The sequence below is a fragment of the Agrobacterium sp. GD03872 genome (assembly GCF_029840625.1).
GTDB classification, from domain to species: domain Bacteria; phylum Pseudomonadota; class Alphaproteobacteria; order Rhizobiales; family Rhizobiaceae; genus Agrobacterium; species Agrobacterium fabrum_A.
This window is the reverse complement of record NZ_JAOCCY010000011.1, coordinates 53,872-73,134: the sequence shown is the minus strand read 5'-3', so window position 1 is coordinate 73,134 and position 19,263 is coordinate 53,872. Positions and strand designations below refer to the sequence as shown.

Genomic DNA, 19,263 nt, shown 5'->3' with positions numbered 1-19,263 from the left:
CGTTCCCGTTTTTGCCGGCTAAGATAACAGCCATTGCCTTGTGGCGGCGATGATGGATAAATTGACCGGCCGGTAAACATTGCAAATTCGCGGCGGCGTCAGCAAGGGACTTTTGTGACGAATCGCACTAATTTTGCCTAAGCTGTACGCGAAGATTATTTTTTAAGCATGCCGTAGCGGCAATTGCACCGAAAACAGAGAGCAGAGAATGGCCATACCGCGAGCAGCGAAAACACAGAAGCGGACCCGCATCCAGGAAGAGAAGCAGGAGGCTATTCTCGAGGCTGCGCTCAGTGTGTTTTCCACCAATGGCTTTCGGGGCTCCACCATCGACCAGATTGCCGAGGCGGCCGGCATGTCGAAGCCGAACGTGCTTTATTATTTCCGCACCAAGGAGGCGATGCATCGCGCCCTGATCGAGCGGGTGCTGGACACATGGCTCGACCCGTTGCGCGCTTTCGATGCCGGGGGCAATCCCGAAAGCGAGATCCGCTCCTATATTCGCCGCAAGCTGGAAATGTCGCGCGATTTTCCGCGTGAAAGCCGCCTCTTCGCCAATGAAATCCTGCAGGGCGCGCCGCATATAGAGGACGAGCTGAAAGGGCCGCTCAAACAACTGGTGGATGAAAAGGCCGAGGTGATCCGCGCCTGGGTGAAGGCCGGGCGGATCGCCAAATGCGATCCCTATCACCTCATTTTCTCGATCTGGTCGACCACGCAGCATTATGCGGATTTCGATGTGCAGGTGCGGGCGGTGCTGGGCGAGAAGAATGGCGGCGAGGGCCGTTTCGAAGATGCGGCCCGGCATCTGGAACAGCTTTTCATGGGCGGATTGCGGATAAACGGCTGAGCGGGATGGTTCTCGCGAATATGTGATCGATTTCCCATGTCAAAACATGAGGAAAATTATCATCTTTATACTTTACTCCAAAACTCATCTTTATTATGGTGCCGGCATTCCGCTCAGGGGCCCTGATGTCGGGGCATGGAAAACAACCGGCAGGTGAGGGTATGGCACGCAAGGAAAAGAAGAAGGCGGGACGCGGCGACAAGCAGGGCAAGGGCGCGCCTCAGACCGAAAGGGAAGCGGCGGAACAGCAGCTTTCCGGTCCGAAAAGCTTTCTTTATGTCGGCGGCCGTGACTGTCAGGTTGCCCATCTCCGTCAGATCGCCAGCAATTTCGGCGCGGAACTGATCCATCACGATGGCGGCCTGCGTGAGGCGGTGTCGCGCATCGATACCGTGCTTCCCTCCGTCGACTGCGTCTTCTGCCCGATCGACTGTATCAGCCACGATGCGTGTCTGCGGGTGAAGTCCGGTTGCAAGAAATTCGGCAAGACGTTCATTCCGCTGCGCAACGGCAGCAAATCCAGTCTGGAGCGGGCGCTGCAGACGATGAATGAACGGACCTCCATCGATGAGCGACGAGCGCAATAATTTCCACGGTGAAGAGCGCGCGGCGGCAGAGGCCTGCCGCGTGGAACTGCACAAGATGGCCGAGCAGGCCGGCGACCCGGCCCTGGCCGACCTCTATGAAATCGTCGGCGAGCGCGAAAGACGCAACCGCGCCGTCATCCAAAGCCGCAATATCGTGGCCTTCCCCTATCTGCGAACCCGCCAGCCTGGCGAAGCGCCGACCTTCGTCATCGGCACGGCGGCCGAAGAGGGTCGCAATATCCTGCCGTTCTGCTGGAGACGGCGCTAGGGCCGCTCAACCCTTCGGTTTCAGAAACGCCCCGGTGCAGAGCACGAGCCATCCGGCAATCATGCCGAGGCCGCCCACGGGCGCGGCGAAGGGGAACAGGCTGTTGCCGGAAAAATGCCTGAGCACGAGGTCACCGACGAAGATTGCGGTGCCGAGCCCGAGGATCAGGCCTGCCGGGATGGCGGTCCTGATACGATCCGCGCCGATATGGAGCGCCACCAGCACCGGCGCATGCGCCAGCGCCATGGCCGAGGCATTGCCCAGCATATAGGTCTCACCCGTATGGGTGGCGGCGGCGGCAAGCATGACGCCGGCAGCCCCCAAAAGGCCGCCGAGCAGCAGAATGAGGGCCCGCAGCCTTTCACGCGGCAGTGCCGTGCCGGTCGAACCTGCGTTGCTCATGCTTGAATGGGTCATGGGCTGTCCGCCTCCTGGTTCTGCATGTGAAAGGCCAGCCGTTCGATCGGCGCCCAGATGATCTCCCGCAGCTTCGGGTTCTCGATGTTCTCGTCCATCGCGCGGCGGAAGCACAGCAGCCATTCATCGCGTTCGGCGGGGCCGATGGGGGCGACGAAATGGCGGCGGCGCAGCATCGGGTGGCCGTGTTTTTCGACATAGACGGGCGGTCCGCCAAGATATCCCGTCAGATAATCGTAAAACTTCGCCTCGCTGCCGGAAAGATCGGCCGGGTGAATGGCGCGGCAGCGCGCCGCCTCCGGCAGGGTGTCCATCAATTCATAGAAGCGCCGGGTGAGCGCCCTGACGGTCGCATCGCCACCGATCGCTTCATAAAGGGTAATGGTCTCGCCGCTCATCATCCGCCTCTTGTGGCCCTGCGGTTCTTATCGCTCCATGGAGCCGGAAGAGCAACAGGGCACTAGCGGGGTGCGACATCTGGGACACCGCACTGATAAGTCCTCAGTTTTCATTTTCGACGGATCGTTGAAGAGCCTCAACAGCGATTTTGAGCGGCGCCACATGTTCGGTGACCACGGCCCAAACGACGTCATTAGCGATCTTGTGGTACTCATGACGCAGAATATGCCGATTCCGCGAATCTGTTTCCACGGTACGTCCGGCGTAAGCTCCAGCAAGTCATCGGGTAGGTGACGGGACGCCTCGGAAACGATTTCGAGGGCGCGTTGTACGGCGAGTTTGAGGAGCTAATTTTGCTGGAAATCAACGAGTGACAGGCCTGCGGTGTGGGTCTCAATGCCGTTTATGGCCTCCAGAATTTCCGCGAGAACCGGCCCGATCCTGCGTCTGGTCATCAAAATATCCGTACGGCGGATTGTTCGATGTCGTTCCGGAGCAGCGGGTGGAGGCTGTTGCGTGTCGTCACGTCGACTTCCACGGCCAATTCTTTTTCCAGAAACTGCTTGATACCGACGAGATCGATCAACGAAAAACGGCGGCCCGGATCATAGTCGATGAAGATGTCCAGATCGCTGGAGGCAAGGGCCTCATCGCGGGCCGTCGATCCAAAAAGATAGAGCGACGTCACGCCCATGCTTTTCACTGCTTGGGCGTGTCGCTTGAGTTTCCTTATTGCGTCCGTTCTCTTCATGCGCGCAGCTTACACCATCGCGTATGCGGCATCCACTCTCACCCGAAATTGCGGATGAGATCGAGCCCCTTGTTCAGAAGCGTTTCGGCCTCATCCTGATTGGCGGCTTCGACGTAACAGCGCATTTCGGGCGCGTTGCCTGAAGGGCGGAAATGGATGGTGCTGCCATCGGTCAACGCCACGCGCAGCCCGTCAATGTCGCTCAGTCCCTTGACGGTGCCGACCGGTGCGAGGAAGGCGTCGAGATTGGTCCGCGATGCGCGCAGATGCGCCATCAGGGCGGCGCTCTTTTCCCGCGCGAAATTTTCCAGGCGGTCGGCGGCGGCGACCGGCAGCCTGTAGGCGGCGGCGATCTGCGACAGGGGTTTCTTCTGCTCGGCCGACAGAAGCAGCACGGCAAGCACCGGCAGGAAGCTGTCGCGCGTCGGCAGCGGCGAAAGCGGCCTGCCGTTCAGGGTGAAGGCGGAAGCCGTCAGCAGGCCGCCATTGGCCTCGAAGCCCATGACGCCGTTTTTTCCCTCGGCAAGCGCCTGCGCCATGCCGGCGATCACGAAGGGGGAGCCGACCCTGGTCCGGACGACCTCGAAGGAGCCGCTCGCCTCGATACCCGAATTGGAGGTGACGGGGGTGACGACGACGCCGGCATCGAGGAAATTGGCGGTGATGAGGCCGATCAGGTCGCCGCGCAGCGGTACGCCCTTTTCATCGGTCAGCAGAGGACGGTCGCCGTCGCCATCGGCGGAAACGATGGCGTCGAGGCCGTGCTCGGGCGACCATTTTTTGAGAAGCGAGAGCGTTTCAGGCGAAACGGCCTCGGTATCGACGGGGATGAAGCTTTCGGAGCGGCCGAGTGGCACAACGTCGGCGCCATAATGGGCGAGAACGTCGACAAAGAGATCGCGCGCTACCGTGCTGTGCTGGTAAACGCCGATCCTGAGGCCGGAGAGCGCCTTTTCGGGCAGCAGAGCGATGTTGCGTTCATAAAAAAGTTCGGCTGCAATGGCGGAATGGTCTTCTGCCGTCGCCGCCTCGTCGCTGATGCCTTCCGCTTCGATTTCGGCCGCAAGGGCGGCGATTGCCGTTTCGTCCTGCTTGTCGATTTCGCCGTCCGGGCGGTAGAACTTGATGCCGTTGCGGTCGGCGGGGATGTGCGAGCCTGTTATCATCAGCGCGCCCGCCTTCAGCGACAGGCCGTAAAGCGCCAGCGCCGGCGTCGGCACGGCGCCGCAGTCGAACGGGGTGAGGCCGGCCTTTTTCAGCGCGGCGATGCAGGTGGCGGAAACATCCGGGCTCGAATCGCGGAAATCGCGGCCGACGAGAATGGGATCGCCTGCCTTTGCCTGGCCCGATGCGAGAAGATGCCTTGCAAATGCCGTGGCGTAGACGGCGGAGGCTTTTCCTTTCAGATCGACGGAGAGACCGCGAAGGCCGCTCGTTCCGAATTTCAGGCTCATTCCAAACTCCGTTTCCATAAATCTTTGAGGGCAAATGGATAATCTAAAAATATAACGGTTGAAAGAACCGTATCGATCCATTCAAGTCAATCATCGCTTTCATGGCGGCCGCGAATAGGCGATGATGGCGGAAATGACGCGGGTAACCTAAAATTCACTCGTCATATTTAGACTTGTCCGTCGATAGCGGCTTTGGCGACGATGGGTATCCTGCGTCGCCGGCCTTTTTTGTGGTTCGTTCGAGTTGGATTGGCTGATGTACAGGCTTCAAAAGGCGGGACATAAGCAGGCACGTCCGCTCGAGGAAAAAATGCCGCCCGCCGCGAAAACCCATGGTTCCCTGCTGGACGATCTGGCGGATGAGGACGCGGTTTTCGAGCGCACCGTGCTGAAGGAACATCTCGAGCCGAAACCGGCGGCGAGTGCGCCCGAGCCCGCAGCGGCGCAGACACCGGTGAAGACGGCCTCGCCGACCGGTAGTCTGGCCAATGCGCTGCCCGGCCTCAGATATATCGACAGGATCGGCGTTGACGATGTGCTCATCTGGCTGCGCAGGGGCATTGTCTGGATCGTGCTGGCGATCGTTCTCTGCGTCGCCGGCGCGCTCACCTATGCCTATATGACGCCGCCGCGCTACAAGGCCTATACGGATATCGTCGTTAATCCCTCCAACCTGAATGTCGTCAATGACGGGGTGTTTTCGCCCAGCCAGCAGCGGGACACGCAGATTCTGGAAGTGGAGAGCAAGCTGCGCACCATCACCTCGCGCAACGTGCTGGCGCGGGTGGTGGACGAGCTGAAGCTCGATCAGGACCCCGAATTCACCGCGCCGCCGCCGCTCGCGCGGCTGAAGGCGGCGTTTTCATCGGCGCCCGAGGATGGCGACAACCGGGTCGGCGCGCTTCGCTCGCTCGGCGAGCGGGTGGCGGCGGAGCGCGACCCGCGGTCCTTCGTGGTCACGCTTTCGGTCTGGACCAACGATGCGGAAAAATCGGTGACGGTTTCCAAGGCCATCGTGAAAGCCTTCGAAAGCGAGCTCTTCCAGACGACCTCCGACAGCAGCCAGCGTGTCGTCGACGATCTCCGGAAACGGCTTGAGGAAATGCGCGAGAATGTGACCGCCGCGGAAAAGCGCGTGGCCGATTTTCGCCGCGAGAACGGTTTGCAGGAAAATAACGGCCAGCTGGTCAGCAATCTCGCCTCCAGCGAGCTGAATGCCCAGGTGCTTGCCGCCCAGCAGCGGGTCATCCAGGAAGAATCGCGTCTCAAGCAGATGGAGGCGGCGATTGCCCAGAACCGCACGCAGAGCGACGCCATCTTCGACAGCCAGACCATGAATACCATTCGCGCCCAATATAGCACCCTGCAGCAGCAGATCGGTGCGATGACGCTGACCTATGGTTCGCGCCATCCGCGTCTGGCGACGGCGGGTGCGGAACGAGCCATGCTCGAACAGGGCATGGCGGACGAGGCGCGGCGCATTCTGCAGGCGGCCAAGATCAATGTCGCCGAGGCCCGCTCCTCGCTCGACGCCCTGCGATTGAAGGCGGTGGCCGAGCGCGCCAATGTCTTTACCGACAATGAAGCGCAGGTGCGGCTGCGCGATCTCGAGCGCGATGCCCGCTCGGCGGCGGCGATCTACGAGACCTATCTCACCCGCTCGCGCCAGCTTGCCGAACAGCAATCGATCGATTCCACCAATGTGCGGGTGATTTCGCAGCCGGTCGCGCCCAATTCCAGAAGCTGGCCGCCGGGCAAGCTGACCTTCCTGATTGCCGGTGGCATGGGCGGCCTGTTCCTCGGCCTTGCAATTGCCCTGGCGCTCGGCCTCTGGGGTTATCTGCGCCGGGACGATCATGCGGAGGTCGCGGCGCATCACGCCTGAGGGTGACGCCGCATCTTGCCTATTCTTCCGAAATCAGGCCGTCATAGACCTCGAGCAGGGCGGCGGCGATGGCCGCGCCCAGCGCATTGCCGGCGTCGCGAATGCCGGCCTCATCGCCGTCACGAACCGAAATCGCCAGATCGGAGGCCTCGTTGGCCACGATTTCCTTGGCCCGTTCTATCGCCCAGAGGCCGAAATCGCCGCGATTGTCGATCGAGATTGTTTCCATGGCCGGAGCCTTTCCGTGGTTTGATGAAGGCGTCCCTTAACCCATCGGCCGGGAAAGCGGAATAGGCAGTAAAAGGATGAGCAACCTTCAGATGGGTAAATTGTCTGCTTCGAGCAGGGGATTTATAAAAATATTAATGATAGTTCTTCGTAGTGTTTGAAGCCTTATACCCTAAGCATATGCGTGAATATAACAATGAAACGATGCCTATCTTGGACACCGGACAGATTATGACAGGGAGAGATATGTCGGATGCGGAAGGGCCGGGCCAGGTCTGGCCGGTCATCCCGCTTGCGGCGCTGCCCATCACTGACGCGACCATCGATGAAACGGCGCGGGATTTCATCCAGCGTGCGACGACGGCGCGTGCGGCCGGGGCAAGACCGTTTTATTCGACATCGGCAAACGGCCAGGTCATCGCGCTCTGCCATCACGACAGGGAATTCGACGCCATGCTGCGGCAGGCGGACCAGATTCATGCCGATGGCATGTCGCTGGTGATCTTTTCCCGCAAATTCTGCCCGAAGGCGCTGAGAGAACGGGTCGCAACGACGGATCTCGTCCACGCGGCGGCCAAGCGCGCCGAAGAGACGGGCAGCCGGTTTTATTTCCTTGGCGGTTCCGAAGAGGTGAACCGCGCAGCCGTCGAGGAAATGCAGCGGCTCTATCCGCGCCTCGTCTTTTCGGGCCGGCGCAACGGTTATTTCAGCCGGGCCGAAGAAGAGGCGATCCTCGCCGATATAGTCGCGTCGAGAACGGATATTCTCTGGGTTGGTTTCGGCATACCGCTGGAGCAGCGTTTCGTTTCGCGCAATCTGGACAGGCTTTCCGGCGTCGCCGTGATCAAGACCTGCGGCGGCCTTTTCGATTTCCTTGCCGGCAAGAACAGCCGGGCGCCGCAATGGATGCAGGATATGGGGCTGGAATGGCTCTACCGCGCCATGCTCGAGCCGAAGCGTCTTGGGAAACGGTACCTGCTGACCAATCCCATCGCCATATATTCGCTGCTGAAACATCGCTTCGCGGCGTCGGGCCAGGGCGGCTAAAGCCGCCAATTCTCTTTTATGCGGCGGGCCAGTCGCATAGCGCCAGATGCATCAGACTTCCCTAAGATGTTGAAGCGGCGGGCTTGACCGCTGAAATTCGTTGCAACTGCGAAGGACCGCGCTACACTGGCCCGATATTAGAAATTTATTCGAATCAGAGATATTTTGGGGGCACCCATGGTGATTACGTCCATTTCTCTTTTCATATATGGAATTGGCACCGCCACCTCTCTTGCCATGACCTATATCGAAGGTGCACGCCGCGACAAAAGTTGGGATTTTTATCGGGTGACCGGTATCGTCCTTTGTTTCTTCTGGCCGGTGCTCGTGCCGCTTCTCGTTCTCGCGACGGCCTTTTCGTCGCTCGGCTTGCCGAAACGGTGCACGACCATGCTGCCGCTTGGCAGGGAAAAAACCCTCAGCTAACCCGGTGGCGGGAACGATTGCGGTTCAGCTCTTTTTCGCCGGCGCCTTGTAAGGCGTGAGCGTGATGCCGAGGCTCGCCATGACCCGGCCGATGGACATCAGCGGCGGATGGGTGGCGGGCAGCCATGCGCCGGTTTTCAACCCGGCGGAAACGGCGCGAATGAGGGACAGGCACAGGCTGACGGCGTTTTTGGCGGCCAGCATCAGCCCGCCCTTCAGGCCGGGCCGGCGGGCGCGGTCGATGCTGTAATTGATGATGCCGGTGCGGAGCGAGCGTTCCATGATCCAGCGCGGCGCCATGCGGCTTTCCGGCACATATTCGATGATGACGGCTTGCGCATTCCAGGCGAATTTAAAACCGGCCTTGCGGCAGCGGGTGAAGAAATCCATGTCGCCGCCGCCGAGGAAATTGAACTGCACGTCGAATTCCGGTTTCGGCAGGGTTTCGAACACCCGGCGCGATATCAGGCAATTGCCCGATCCATGGATTTGCTCGACGGGGCCGGTCGGTGCTTCGATGGAGCCGAACAGCGGATGCGACAGGACCGCCTTCGAAGCCGGTGCGTCGAATTCGCGGTTGACCGGTCCGCCGACAATATCGACGTCGAAGGATTTTGCCGCCGCGACCATTTCGGCAAGCCAGACGGGGGAGGCGGCTTCGTCGTCATCGATCATCAGGAACCACCGGGCGGAAGGATAGTTCTGCCGGGCGGTGTGGAAGGCGGTGTTGATGGCGTAACAATTGCCCTGCGTCGGTTCGACCAATGCCTCTCCGGCCACGTCGCTTTCGGCGAAAAAGGCGCGCGCGACCGCAAGGCCCGCCTGGCCCGCGCCGTCATTGTCGACCACGACAATGGCGAAGGGAAAATCGACCTTCTGGGCTGCGAGCGATGCGAGCGTCTTTTTCAGGCCTTCCGGCCGGCGGAAACTCGGAATGCACACCACCGCTTCCGGCATGGTCTCGGACATGGAAACTCCTAAATTCCGGCAAGCGCCGCGGCGGAAAAAACGACGGCCCTGAGGCTTTGGCGCGGGCGGTTGAGGAAGGTATCGGCGAGCGCCGAAAACGCCTCGCGGTAACGGCGGGCGCGGAAGGCCTGCGCCACGGTATAGGCATTCATGTGGTTTTCGGATCGGCGGCGAAGCCGCCGCAGCTCCTGCGGGGAAATGGCGGCGACGATGGCGGGATCTGAAAAAACCGCCTCGATGGCCGGTTCGCAATCCCGGAAGGTCAAAAGCCGGTTCATCATCACGCTTGTCCTGTGCACCCGGTAGTCCAGCACATGGCAGCCGGGCAGATAAACGAAACGGCCGGCGGCGGCGAGCCTGCACCAGCCATACCAGTCTTCCGCATAACGCAATGTTTCGTCGAAACCGCCGAACTCCTGAAAGATGCGGGTTTTGACCAGCATGATGCCGCCATTGACGATGAAATTGCCGCCGAGCAGCGGCTGAAGAATGAAACCGTCAGGCTTTTCCCGGCGGCGGATGAGGTTGCGCCGGCCGATTTTCACGCCGTTCTCGTCGATGCGCTCGTAATCGCCATAGACGGCGACGACATCCGGCCCGGAAATGCCGGCGCAAAGGGCCGCGATGGCGCCGGGTTTCAGGCGGTCGTCGGCATCGAGAAACATCGTCCATTCACCGCGCGCCTGGGACAGGCCGAAATTGCGTACCGCGGAAACGCCCTGCCTGCCCTGCGGCCGGGCCAGGAGCTTGACGCGCGGATCGGAAAAGCCTTCCACCCTTTGCGCGGTGGCGTCGGTGGAGCCGTCATCAACGACAAGCACCTCGCGGATGGTCTCGCCCTGCAGCAAGACGCTTTCGATCGCTTCCACGATGTAACGTTCGCCATTGCGAACGGGAATGACAATCGAAACGGAAACCAAGCTTTTCAACTCCATGAGTGGCGGCCCAAGAATTCTCACAGCCAAGTTACTACCGCATTAAGCGGGTCTCACCAATTATGACGTGGTATAGCGTCGGTTAACCTTGCAAATCTTTAATATCCTTTTGGCATGATTGAAATGTTATGTTTTGAGAATTAGCGCGGGGGTGCGTCCTTAAGGATGCCGATGCGCCGGGGTTGCGGAGGCGGGTTGATGCGGATCGGGCGGCGGAATTTTATGGGCGGTGCGGCAAGCGCCGGCCTGTTGCATGCCATGGCTGGCCCGGCCTTTGCCGCGCAGAAGAAAGCGGCAATCAAAACCGCTCCTTTTGGCGCGGCCGTCTATCTGCCGGATCTCAATGCCGACAGCCGCATCGGCGAAGCGGTGGTGAAATATTGCTCGCGCATCACCCCTGTCACCGAGATGAAATGGGAGGTGATGCGGCCTTCGGCCGACGTGTTCGATTTCGCCGCCGCGGATGCAATCGCCAATTTCGCGCGCCAGCACAAGCTTTCCATGCATGGCCATCCGCTGATCTGGTATGCCTCCAACGCGCCGTGGCTTGCGAGCATCGGCGGCGGCGCGAAAGTCGAGAAGCTGATGGAGACCCATATCGTCACGGTGATGGAGCGCTATAAGGACGTGATCCATAGCTGGGACGTGGTCAATGAGCCGATCCCCGACGTTCCGGCCAATGTGCGCGCGCGGCGTGACGCCTGGTATTATGGCGCCGGGCCTGACGCCATCAAGAAGGCCTTCGAGATCGCCCATGCCGTCGATCCGAAGGCGCAGCTGGTGCTCAACGAATATGATGTGGAATTTGCCGCCGAGAAATCGCCGGCCAAGCGCGCGGCCTTCCGCAATCTCATCCTGGAACTGCTCGAGAAGGGCGCGCCGATCAATGCCGTCGGCCTGCAGGGGCATTTGCGTGGCGGCTGGCCGATCGCCAAGGACGAGCTTGCCGCCTTCACGACGGAAATGCGCAGTTACGGCCTTGCCGTTCTGGTGACGGAACTTGACGTGACGGACCAGACGCTGCCCGCGCCGGAAGCCGAGCGTGACGCGCTGATCAACGGCCAGGTCCGCGAGTTTCTTCAGGCGGCCACGGCGGGCGGCCCGCTTTCCTCCATCACCACATGGGGTATTTCGGATCAATATAGCTGGATCCGCTGGGCCTATCCGCGCCGCGACGGCACCGCCAACCGGCCGCTGCCGCTCGACTGGAGTTTCAACGAAAAACCGATGATGGCCGTCATCAATGAATTCCGCAACCGTGGTGCATGACTATGAATGCTGAAATGCCGCTTCCTCCCGTGCAAAAGGCGCTGCAGATCAATCTCCATCCCTTCGATGCCCCGCATGCGGCCCTGACGCTGCCGCATCAGCTCCGGGTCTGGGGCGGGCAGGTGGACCGCATTCTCCTGACGGTCGATACCGGCCAGGTGGGGGCCGGTCGCTACAAGGGCAATGGTTTCGATGCGGCGCGCCAGCGTCTCTTCGCCATGCTGGAGGAAATGCAGACCAATTATCCGCATCTGCATGTCGACATCGTCGATTACAGCGATGCGGCGCGCGACGCGGTGACGGAAACCTTCTTTTCGCGCTCGCCGATCCCCTATCCCGCCAAGGCTTTCGATGGCGGGCCTTTCCATGTCTATTTCCACGGTATCAAACGCGCCAATGCCCGTTATGTGCTGCATATGGACAGCGACATGATGTTCGGCGGCGGCAGCCAGAGCTGGTTCGACGAGGCCATCGCGCTGCAGAAGGCCAATCCGGATGCGCTGTGCATCACGCCCTTTTCCGGGCCGCCGACGGTGCGTGGCGACCTCGATATTTCCCGCCATGTCGGCATGCCCGGGGTGAAGGACATCCCTGCGCCGCGCAAGCTGCCGTCGCGCATTCCCACCTGGCGTTTCGCCACCGTTTCCACCCGGCTTTTCATGATCGACATGGAGCGTTTTGCCAAGCGGATCGGCTCGCTGGAACTGCTCAGGCCCGATGTCAAACGGCGCATCCGCTCCTATGCCTATAACCAGCAGCCCGTCTCGATGCCCGCCGAAGAAGTGCTGAGCACAAACATGATGCGCAGCGGCGTTTACCGCCTCGATTTTCTCGGCACGGGCAAGGGCATGTATTCGCTGCATCCGCCCTATCGCTCGCCGGAATTCTACGCGGCGCTGGCCTCCATCGTCGAACGCATCGAAAAGGGCGATATTCCCGAGGGCCAGCTTGGCGATTTCGATATCAACGGATCGATGGTGGACTGGACGAGCGCGCTGGCGGCCAAGACGCGCTCCAAACGCTACGCCAAAGCGCTGCGCCATCTGATTTCGGCCAATGTCGGGCGGTTCGGCAAGGCCTGACGCGGCGTGCCGCTACCCCGTCCCGCCATGGGGCGGGGGCCTCAATAGTCGGTGATGAGCTTGCTCCAGCTTTCAGAGCAGAGGCCGCCAATATAGATATCGCCGGCCAGCGCTTTTTCCCTCAGGGCGTCATCCCGGGTCGCCATGCAGAAATAACCGTCATGGCGGAAGCTCATATGGTTCTGGCGGTAAAGCGCATTGATGAGGAAGGGCTGCGCCATGCCGGTGACATGGGCATAGTTCTCGTCATCGAAATGGCGGAACAGGGTGTTGAGCACATCGTTTTCGCGGCCGGCATCGCAGACGAGATTGAGCACATAGGCCGTTTTTCCCCGCTGGCCGAAAAACAGCGCGGCGCCCATGGCATGGCCTTCGGCATTCTCGATCATCACGCCTTTCAGCTCACCGAGGCTTTCATTGGCCCTGCTCATCTCTATCAGCCAGTGGAATTCCTCGTAGGACCATTCCGGGCGAATGGAAAAACGCTCGATCATCGCGAGCGCCCTGCGACGGAAGGTTTCGTAGTCCACGGTTCTTACCCTGGCGCCGGCGGCTTCCTGCGGTCTCAGCCCCTTTTTCCACCGCCGCAGGATTCCATCCACAAAACCGAGCGTGGTCAGGGCAAGCGTGGTTTTGGCCAGTTTAGAACGGCGCGGCATGCGTAGCGCGATGGTGCAGAAGGGCTTGAGCGCCTTGTGCCATTGCAGGCTTTCAATCGGCAACATGTTGCCGCCGGTCGCCACCCAGTGATCGGCGCTGACGGGTGAAGCCGTATCCGAAAACAGCATGTCGTGTTTCGATGCCCGCATGCCGCGGGACAGGCGCGCCGCCCCGAGCGCCCCCTGTTTGCCATCGGATGCGAAGGCGCAGAGCAGCCTTGCGGTGACGGTTTTCCCGTTCACGACGAAACGCATGGGCACGGCGAGGATCACGCTTGTGACCCTGTTTTCGCCGGCGTCGTAGACAACGCTGCCATTCTCAGGACTGAAGGCGGGACTGCCGAAGAAGAGCTTTTCGATATAGGCGCGGAAATTGAAGTTCCGCTCTTGCCCGTTCTTCTTGAATGCGCTGTTGAGCACGGCTTCGACAGCCGGCACATCATCCCTGCGCATGGGGCGGACACCGGACACACTGCACTGAACCGGGCGTTGTGCCGACTGAACGCTATCGCCATCGTCCATATTGGTGTGTATCGGAACGTTCACCGCCGGTCTCCAGCTTTTTACGCATTGACGAAATCAACCATAGGCAGCGTATATTTGAATATCTTAATATAGATATAAAACCAGTAATCCGACCGAGTGGAAAATATATAATTGAAGATAAATCTTAAAGATATCAGTGTATTAATTGATTTAACCCGACATAATTGAGGTTAACAAAATATACTCAAGAAAGCAACCGATGGGTGAAATAGGGAGAAATTTTTGTAGACGCTTTTTTAGGGTTGGAAGCTCAACGTCTCAAAGTGGCCGCCTTGTCCTTTATCTCCCGATTCCGATCTCTCCAGGAAAAACGCACAATCACGATGCTATTTTCACGTGTATGAAGGATAGCCCAACAAGGATCCGCACGGGTATTCGTATTGTCGAATACGCGAAGCACGAGTTTCAACGCGGATGGATTCAGGAAAGAAGGGGAAGAAAGGTCCCCTGTGGAGTTACTGGCGGAACGCTGTTTCCGGCAGTTCTCGCCCCCTGAACGTCGCCCATGGCCGGACTTGCGGTGCGTGACTGCCATCTAGCGGCGCTGGGTGGCGGTGGGAAGCGCCCGACCTTTTAATGCCGGGCGTCTGACGACGCGTCTGGAAGAGAAAGGACCCGTATTTTGTCTGCGGCAGCGTGAAGGAATTGTAAAGTTTTTGATTATAATCATTTTGCCGGGGAACAATATGAAAGCAGCGGTTGAGAGAGGTTGCTTCCTCCTCCTTGGAAAATCGGCCTGGCGTTTCCGTTTGCTGACGGGCCGCCACGCCACCCGGAGCGGCGGTCTGTCCGTAATTAAAGGGACGGCGGCTTTCTTCGGCGCATGCATGATGCGGATGCGGCCAGAGCCCATGATGTGGCTAGCGGAGCCCTGATGATCGGGGCGCTCGACGTGCAATGCCAGTCTTGCCGAACACCTCCGGCACGGGGAAGGAGCGGTTTTCATTGACGTGAGGTTTTCCGTGTCCTTCCTTCAAAACGCCAGTATCCGCACCAAAATCCTGTCGCTTATTCTCCCGCTCTGCATCGTCGGCCTCAGCGCCGCTGCCTTCATGTCCACCCGATACAAGGAAGCGGACACCGCCTATTCGTTCTTTATCGCCAACGACAATGCCGCTCTGGTGGAGCTTGCGCGCGCCAATCGCAACCTGCTGGCGGTGGCCTACGGCGCCTATCAGGTCATGGCCTATGACGCGAACGGGCCGGAAATAAAGGTCGCCAGACAGACTTACAGTGAAAGCAAGGAATTGCTTTGGCGGCGTCTCAACAACGTGAAGGCGACCTTCCCCGAGGAGGCCGCCGCGGTGGATGCCTTCATAACGCAGTCACAGGCCATAGTGGCCCTGACGGACAAGGCTGTCGAACTTGGTTTGGCGGACCGCAACGATGAATCCGCCGCGGAGCTCTTCAAGGCGGACGCCTCGATCCAGGTGACTTCGGCCGCCATGATGACGTTTCTGGACAAACTCACCGCGGGTGTCGCCAAGGGAAGCGGCGACCTGACGGACCAGACCAATTCGACCATCCTGACCTCGCTGGTGATTGTCGGCATCGCTTTTGCGATCGGCATCCTTCTGGCGCTCTTTGTGGCGTCCCGCGGTATTACGACGCCGATCGCCCGTCTGCGTCAGCGCATGGTGTCGCTTGCCGGCGGCGAGACGGCGAGCGAAATCGACGGCACGACGCGGCGGGATGAAGTGGGCCAGATGGCGAAGGCCGTTCAGGTCTTCCGCGAAAATGCCATCGAGCGCATTCGTCTCGAACAGGAAACCGAAGCCAATCGCAGCCTCTCGGAAAAAGACCGGATCGAGCGCGAGCAGCAGAAGGCGAGGGAGGCGGCCGACGTCAAATTCGCCGTCGACAATCTCGCAGCCGGCCTCTCCAAGCTTTCGGAAGGCGATGTTTCCTATCGCATCGACCAGCCGTTCACGGTCACGCTCGATGCCGTTCGCAATGATTTCAACATGTCCGCCGAAAAACTGCAGGCGGCATTAACGAAGGTGGCGCAGAACGCCAACGGCATCGGCGCCGGCGCGGACGAGATCAAGTCGGCCGCCGACGATCTGGCCAGGCGCACCGAGCAGCAGGCCGCCGCCGTGGAGGAAACCGCCGCCGCCCTCGAAGAAATCACCACGACGGTGCGGGATTCCACCAAGCGCGCGCAGGAGGCCGGCCAGATCGTCAGCCGCGCCAAGGCGGGCGCCGAACAATCCGGCGAAGTGGTGCGCCGCGCCGTGGTCGCCATGGAGCAGATCGCCAAATCCGCCAATGAGATCAGCAATATCATCGGTGTGATCGACGAAATCGCCTTCCAGACCAATCTGCTGGCGCTGAATGCCGGCGTGGAAGCCGCCCGTGCGGGAGAGGCCGGCAAGGGTTTTGCCGTGGTTGCCCAGGAAGTCCGCGAACTTGCCCAGCGCTCCGCCCATGCGGCCAAGGAAATCAAGGCCTTGATCACCACCTCGAATGATCAGGTGCAGCAGGGCGTGCAGCTGGTGGGCGACACCGGCAAAGCGCTGCAGACCATCGTTTCGGAAGTGCAGGAAATCAACCGGCATGTGGTTTCCATCGTGGAGGCCGCCCAGGAACAATCTTCCGGCCTGCAGCAGATCAATACCGCCGTCAACCAGATGGACCAGGACACGCAGAAAAATGCGGCCATGGTGGAAGAGACCAATGCCGCAAGCCACGGCCTTGCCAAGGAAGTGGCGTCGCTCAACCAGCTGCTCTCCCAGTTCAGGCTCGCCGATCTTGCCCATCAGCCGAAAAGCCAGCCGGCACCGGTGCGCAGCGCCGGCGGCGGCGACAAATATGTGGCCTCCCCCGTCCGGGCGCTGGGCCGCAAGATCGCCTCCGCATTCTCCGGCAATGCCGCCGTGGATACGTCGAAGGGCGACTGGCAGGAGTTCTGAGCGGCGACGGGTTGCCGGCAGGAGTTTCGGCGGGGAGACATCCCCGCCGGTGCTCAACGACGATTAAAGAGAGACTGCGCCGTCAACGCATGTGACGGCATCTCCGCCAATCCAGATGTCCTGGCTCTCCAGCACCGGTTCGCGTGAGAAAACATCCACCTGTTGAAATCGAAATTTTCGCTGCAGGGCCCGTGGATATTCGCGCTCGGTTTATTTAGTTCGGGCATTGCATTTAACATGCCGCGAAATTCACGGGAAAGAGTGGTTTTCCAGTGCTGATATGCGTGCAGCCATCTTGCCGAAATCTCTCCCTGTCCGGTCAGGGATCAAGGTGGTGTTGGGGGAGGAACATGTTCAGTCGTTTTCGTGACACGTCATCATTCAAGCAGAGCATCCTGCCCATCGTCACGGCGACGATCCTGCTTGCCGGCAACCTGGACCCGGCATTCGCGATGGACATGGAATCGCGCGCCCTGTGGGCTGCATCGGCGATGGCGGAGGCCGACTATCACCGCAGCAATCCCTGCGCGCAGTGGAAAGTCGATGAACAGGCGGTCAAGAAAGTTGTTGTCTGGAGTGGCCGAACGCTTGAGGAGTTGCGCGCATCCGGCGATTATCGCGAGCAGCACGAAGCCATAAAGAGTGTGGCCCAGCAATATGGCATCGACATGGCCTGCGACGCGGGCGGCGCCAACTTCGCGGTCGATGACCATGATTACGGCGTTCTGCGCCATGTGGGCTGGTGAGCCGCCGGTCTCGATGTTTCACGGCGACGGCGCTGAGAGAACCGCATCCCTGCGGGTATCTGCAACCGATCCCCAAGACCGGCCGATCAAGCTGAAGCGCCAAGGATGCGTGCGCGGGCGCTTACGGTCCGCTGGCGTCTTTTTCCTTCTTCGCCTGATCGTGATGCCACTTGATGGCAAAGAACATGCCCGTGCCCAACACGATAAGCTTGAACGGAAGGAAGACTATGGGGAACAAATCTACCCAATCCCAATCCATCATTTGAGTATTTCCAGCCTGTTGCCTGATACAATCTGTCAGGGGTAGCGCTACCTCAGAACGGCTGCTTCAACAACTTCATTCTATGCGCCCGGCCATGGTCTTTTTGACGCAGCCCTTACCGGTTGATTTCATCCGGGGTTCCTGAAACCTATCCCCGATATGCTTTCCTTGATTGTTTCAGAGGTGGTGTGAAATGCTGAAAGCGCTGGGAAATATGGCGCGCAGCGCCGGGCGATGATAAGAACTGTGTCTACGTCATAGCGCTCTAAAATCGGCATCAAAAGGCTGGATCAATGAGCGTAGTCTGTTCTGCCGGCGGCGCCTTCACTGAATCCCGCAGGCTCGCCATGGATGTCGCTCCGATCGTCAAAGCGGTCGAACAAGTCCTGCATATCCCATGCTCCGCAGGAACCCCACGGCCTTCGTCCATGAGCTGCCGCCCGGTTCGGGATAGTAGGATGCGGAGGCTTCTCGATCATTCGGCCTTGCCGATGCGAGGCTTCAGTCGTTTCTCCATGCAGGCCTCCCGCACAATGCCACGCAGCCATCGATGGGCGGGATCCGCATCGAAGCGTGGATGCCAGGCGAGCGAGATGGCGAGTGCGTCGGTCTTGACCGGCAGCTCGAAGCTGTGAAGGTCAGCTCTCGCCGGCTCGGTAAGCCGCGCCGGCACCGCCGCCACATGGTCTGAGGTCCGCACGATCGCCAGCGCGTCCGCGAAATTGGCGACCGCGATCGCGACGAAGCGTTTGAGGCCGAGAGACGATAGCGCCTCATCGATCGGCCCCGCGAAACGCCCGCGCCGCGAGACCGAAACATGCGGGAATGCCGCGAAGCCTTCCGGCGTCACCGCGTCCGCCATCGGATGATCGAGGCGAACCACCCCGATAAAGCGGTCGTGGAACAACGCCTGCAAACGGATTTCCGGCCCCATCGCGCCGATGACGCCAACATCGGCGTCGATCCGCCCTTCGCGCAATGCCTCGACATCCTCCTTGTCCTGATGGGCGAAGCGCAGCCGGACCTGCGGTGCTTGAGATGCTGCGAGGGACGCCAGCGCCGCGCCGAAGGTGCCGACGAAGCCGTCATTGGCGCGGATGACGAAAGTGCGTTCCATCCGGAAAAGATTGAGGTCGTCCTCACCGCGCACCAACGTCTCGGCTTCCGTGACGAGGCGGCGCAGCCGCTCGCGCAGGTTTTCCGCACGCGGCGTCGGCACCAGCCCACGCCCGGCGCGCACCAGTATGGGATCGCCGAGGAGGTGCCGGATGCGGGAAAGCTGACGACTCATCGCCGGTGCGGAGAGGTTCAGCCGTTGCGCCGCGCCTACGACACTGCCTTCCGAGAGCAGCGCGTCGAGGGTCACGAGAAGGTTCATGTCGAGCGGCGGAACGGAACGCCTGGCGGCGGATTTGACGGGCATGGTTGAAAGCTCTCATTCGTGCGTTTGATGCAAACATATAATAAAGACATTGCACTGTATGCAAATAACGTCGAGCGCTATCGAAAGCCGAACCGCAACGATCCCCAAAAGGGGACGCTTTCGACAGGACACTCGATGACCCAATCCC

Annotated in this window: 21 protein-coding genes; 10 read left to right on the top strand and 11 right to left on the bottom strand. The window is 60.3% G+C overall.

Features of this window, described 5'->3' with window-relative positions; translation table 11 throughout:
• The first annotated feature begins 208 nt into the window (after window positions 1–208).
• The 3 genes from N5D22_RS20140 to N5D22_RS20130 all read left to right on the top strand — a co-directional run bounded on the left by N5D22_RS20140 (window position 209) and on the right by N5D22_RS20130 (window position 1,705).
• Window positions 209–850 (top strand): TetR family transcriptional regulator C-terminal domain-containing protein, encoded by a 642-nt coding sequence (locus tag N5D22_RS20140; RefSeq protein WP_279657478.1) that lies wholly within the window; start codon window positions 209–211, stop codon window positions 848–850.
• A 161-nt stretch (window positions 851–1,011) separates the two neighbouring features.
• Window positions 1,012–1,437, top strand: coding sequence for a DUF2325 domain-containing protein (locus N5D22_RS20135; protein ID WP_279657479.1), 426 nt, complete (start codon window positions 1,012–1,014; stop codon window positions 1,435–1,437).
• A complete protein-coding gene (locus tag N5D22_RS20130) occupies window positions 1,418–1,705 on the top strand; it encodes a hypothetical protein (RefSeq protein WP_279657480.1) in 288 nt (95 codons plus the stop codon). Before N5D22_RS20135 ends, N5D22_RS20130 begins: the two co-directional genes overlap by 20 nt.
• A gap of 6 nt (window positions 1,706–1,711) precedes the next feature.
• Here N5D22_RS20130 and N5D22_RS20125 read toward each other — a convergent pair whose 3' ends face one another.
• The 5 genes from N5D22_RS20125 to uppO form a co-directional block, all read right to left on the bottom strand.
• Window positions 1,712–2,122, bottom strand: coding sequence for a DUF423 domain-containing protein (locus N5D22_RS20125; protein ID WP_279657481.1), 411 nt, complete (start codon window positions 2,120–2,122; stop codon window positions 1,712–1,714).
• A complete protein-coding gene (locus N5D22_RS20120) occupies window positions 2,119–2,520 on the bottom strand; it encodes a group II truncated hemoglobin (protein WP_279657482.1) in 402 nt (133 codons plus the stop codon). Before N5D22_RS20120 ends, N5D22_RS20125 begins: the two co-directional genes overlap by 4 nt.
• A gap of 103 nt (window positions 2,521–2,623) precedes the next feature.
• Window positions 2,624–2,773 (bottom strand): HepT-like ribonuclease domain-containing protein, encoded by a 150-nt coding sequence (locus tag N5D22_RS20115; RefSeq protein ID WP_279681058.1) that lies wholly within the window; start codon window positions 2,771–2,773, stop codon window positions 2,624–2,626.
• 202 nt (window positions 2,774–2,975) lie between these two features.
• Window positions 2,976–3,272, bottom strand: coding sequence for a nucleotidyltransferase family protein (locus tag N5D22_RS20110; protein ID WP_279657484.1), 297 nt, complete (start codon window positions 3,270–3,272; stop codon window positions 2,976–2,978).
• Window positions 3,273–3,310: 38 nt separating this feature from the next.
• Window positions 3,311–4,726, bottom strand: a complete 1,416-nt coding sequence (gene uppO, locus N5D22_RS20105; protein ID WP_279657485.1) for a polysaccharide biosynthesis phosphomannomutase UppO — start codon at window positions 4,724–4,726, stop codon at window positions 3,311–3,313.
• A gap of 256 nt (window positions 4,727–4,982) precedes the next feature.
• On the opposite strand from uppO, the gene uppM reads away from it, so the two are divergent.
• Window positions 4,983–6,611, top strand: a complete 1,629-nt coding sequence (uppM, locus tag N5D22_RS20100) for a polysaccharide biosynthesis protein UppM (RefSeq protein ID WP_279657486.1) — start codon at window positions 4,983–4,985, stop codon at window positions 6,609–6,611.
• Between the two features lie 19 nt (window positions 6,612–6,630).
• On the opposite strand, the gene N5D22_RS20095 is transcribed toward uppM, so the two are convergent.
• Window positions 6,631–6,840, bottom strand: coding sequence for a hypothetical protein (locus N5D22_RS20095; protein WP_003509414.1), 210 nt, complete (start codon window positions 6,838–6,840; stop codon window positions 6,631–6,633).
• Between the two features lie 245 nt (window positions 6,841–7,085).
• Here N5D22_RS20095 and uppL point away from each other — a divergent pair, with 245 nt between their 5' ends.
• Window positions 7,086–7,886 (top strand): polysaccharide biosynthesis UDP-hexose transferase UppL, encoded by an 801-nt coding sequence (gene uppL, locus N5D22_RS20090; RefSeq protein WP_279657540.1) that lies wholly within the window; start codon window positions 7,086–7,088, stop codon window positions 7,884–7,886.
• A 177-nt stretch (window positions 7,887–8,063) separates the two neighbouring features.
• Entirely contained in the window at window positions 8,064–8,312 is a 249-nt protein-coding gene (locus N5D22_RS20085; protein ID WP_279657487.1) for a hypothetical protein, read from the top strand.
• A 24-nt stretch (window positions 8,313–8,336) separates the two neighbouring features.
• Here the strand turns inward: N5D22_RS20085 and uppJ are convergent, their stop codons facing one another.
• Together uppJ and uppH are read right to left on the bottom strand one after the other, a co-directional pair.
• Window positions 8,337–9,281: a polysaccharide biosynthesis UDP-hexose transferase UppJ gene (uppJ, locus tag N5D22_RS20080; RefSeq protein WP_279657488.1), complete on the bottom strand. Its 945-nt coding sequence runs from the start codon at window positions 9,279–9,281 to the stop codon at window positions 8,337–8,339.
• 8 nt (window positions 9,282–9,289) lie between these two features.
• The gene (uppH, locus tag N5D22_RS20075; protein ID WP_279657489.1) at window positions 9,290–10,201 is read right to left on the bottom strand and encodes a polysaccharide biosynthesis endo-1,4-beta-xylanase UppH; all 912 of its coding nucleotides are present in this window, start codon (window positions 10,199–10,201) and stop codon (window positions 9,290–9,292) included.
• A 213-nt stretch (window positions 10,202–10,414) separates the two neighbouring features.
• Between uppH and uppI the strand changes: the two genes are divergently transcribed.
• The gene (uppI, locus tag N5D22_RS20070; RefSeq protein ID WP_279657490.1) at window positions 10,415–11,485 is read left to right on the top strand and encodes a polysaccharide biosynthesis UDP-hexose transferase UppI; all 1,071 of its coding nucleotides are present in this window, start codon (window positions 10,415–10,417) and stop codon (window positions 11,483–11,485) included.
• 2 nt (window positions 11,486–11,487) lie between these two features.
• On the top strand, window positions 11,488–12,567 hold the full coding sequence (gene uppG / locus N5D22_RS20065; protein ID WP_279657541.1) for a polysaccharide biosynthesis glycosyltransferase UppG: 1,080 nt from the start codon (window positions 11,488–11,490) through the stop codon (window positions 12,565–12,567).
• A gap of 41 nt (window positions 12,568–12,608) precedes the next feature.
• Here the strand turns inward: uppG and N5D22_RS20060 are convergent, their stop codons facing one another.
• Window positions 12,609–13,679, bottom strand: coding sequence for a GNAT family N-acetyltransferase (locus N5D22_RS20060; RefSeq protein WP_279657542.1), 1,071 nt, complete (start codon window positions 13,677–13,679; stop codon window positions 12,609–12,611).
• 1,055 nt (window positions 13,680–14,734) lie between these two features.
• Here N5D22_RS20060 and N5D22_RS20055 point away from each other — a divergent pair.
• Complete coding sequence (locus N5D22_RS20055) at window positions 14,735–16,684, top strand: methyl-accepting chemotaxis protein (RefSeq protein WP_279657491.1); 1,950 nt, start codon at window positions 14,735–14,737, stop codon at window positions 16,682–16,684.
• 350 nt (window positions 16,685–17,034) lie between these two features.
• Entirely contained in the window at window positions 17,035–17,430 is a 396-nt protein-coding gene (locus N5D22_RS20050; RefSeq protein ID WP_279657492.1) for a hypothetical protein, read from the top strand.
• Between the two features lie 121 nt (window positions 17,431–17,551).
• Here the strand turns inward: N5D22_RS20050 and N5D22_RS20045 are convergent, their stop codons facing one another.
• A complete protein-coding gene (locus N5D22_RS20045; protein ID WP_279657493.1) occupies window positions 17,552–17,692 on the bottom strand; it encodes a hypothetical protein in 141 nt (46 codons plus the stop codon).
• A gap of 475 nt (window positions 17,693–18,167) precedes the next feature.
• Window positions 18,168–19,115: a LysR family transcriptional regulator gene (locus N5D22_RS20040; RefSeq protein ID WP_279657494.1), complete on the bottom strand. Its 948-nt coding sequence runs from the start codon at window positions 19,113–19,115 to the stop codon at window positions 18,168–18,170.
• Window positions 19,116–19,263: the final 148 nt, after the last annotated feature.

What these genes read in the sequence shown, in the direction of transcription:
- N5D22_RS20140 (WP_279657478.1), top strand. Translation starts at nt 209, where the DNA reads ATGGCCATACCGCGAGCAGCGAAAACACAGAAGCGGACCCGCATCCAG.
- N5D22_RS20135 (WP_279657479.1), top strand. Translation starts at nt 1,012, where the DNA reads ATGGCACGCAAGGAAAAGAAGAAGGCGGGACGCGGCGACAAGCAGGGC.
- N5D22_RS20130 (WP_279657480.1), top strand. Translation starts at nt 1,418, where the DNA reads ATGAGCGACGAGCGCAATAATTTCCACGGTGAAGAGCGCGCGGCGGCA.
- N5D22_RS20125 (WP_279657481.1), bottom strand. Translation starts at nt 2,122, where the DNA reads ATGACCCATTCAAGCATGAGCAACGCAGGTTCGACCGGCACGGCACTG.
- N5D22_RS20120 (WP_279657482.1), bottom strand. Translation starts at nt 2,520, where the DNA reads ATGAGCGGCGAGACCATTACCCTTTATGAAGCGATCGGTGGCGATGCG.
- N5D22_RS20110 (WP_279657484.1), bottom strand. Translation starts at nt 3,272, where the DNA reads ATGAAGAGAACGGACGCAATAAGGAAACTCAAGCGACACGCCCAAGCA.
- uppO (WP_279657485.1), bottom strand. Translation starts at nt 4,726, where the DNA reads ATGAGCCTGAAATTCGGAACGAGCGGCCTTCGCGGTCTCTCCGTCGAT.
- uppM (WP_279657486.1), top strand. Translation starts at nt 4,983, where the DNA reads ATGTACAGGCTTCAAAAGGCGGGACATAAGCAGGCACGTCCGCTCGAG.
- N5D22_RS20095 (WP_003509414.1), bottom strand. Translation starts at nt 6,840, where the DNA reads ATGGAAACAATCTCGATCGACAATCGCGGCGATTTCGGCCTCTGGGCG.
- uppL (WP_279657540.1), top strand. Translation starts at nt 7,086, where the DNA reads ATGTCGGATGCGGAAGGGCCGGGCCAGGTCTGGCCGGTCATCCCGCTT.
- N5D22_RS20085 (WP_279657487.1), top strand. Translation starts at nt 8,064, where the DNA reads ATGGTGATTACGTCCATTTCTCTTTTCATATATGGAATTGGCACCGCC.
- uppJ (WP_279657488.1), bottom strand. Translation starts at nt 9,281, where the DNA reads ATGTCCGAGACCATGCCGGAAGCGGTGGTGTGCATTCCGAGTTTCCGC.
- uppI (WP_279657490.1), top strand. Translation starts at nt 10,415, where the DNA reads ATGCGGATCGGGCGGCGGAATTTTATGGGCGGTGCGGCAAGCGCCGGC.
- uppG (WP_279657541.1), top strand. Translation starts at nt 11,488, where the DNA reads ATGAATGCTGAAATGCCGCTTCCTCCCGTGCAAAAGGCGCTGCAGATC.
- N5D22_RS20060 (WP_279657542.1), bottom strand. Translation starts at nt 13,679, where the DNA reads ATGCGCAGGGATGATGTGCCGGCTGTCGAAGCCGTGCTCAACAGCGCA.
- N5D22_RS20050 (WP_279657492.1), top strand. Translation starts at nt 17,035, where the DNA reads ATGTTCAGTCGTTTTCGTGACACGTCATCATTCAAGCAGAGCATCCTG.
- N5D22_RS20045 (WP_279657493.1), bottom strand. Translation starts at nt 17,692, where the DNA reads ATGATGGATTGGGATTGGGTAGATTTGTTCCCCATAGTCTTCCTTCCG.
- N5D22_RS20040 (WP_279657494.1), bottom strand. Translation starts at nt 19,115, where the DNA reads ATGCCCGTCAAATCCGCCGCCAGGCGTTCCGTTCCGCCGCTCGACATG.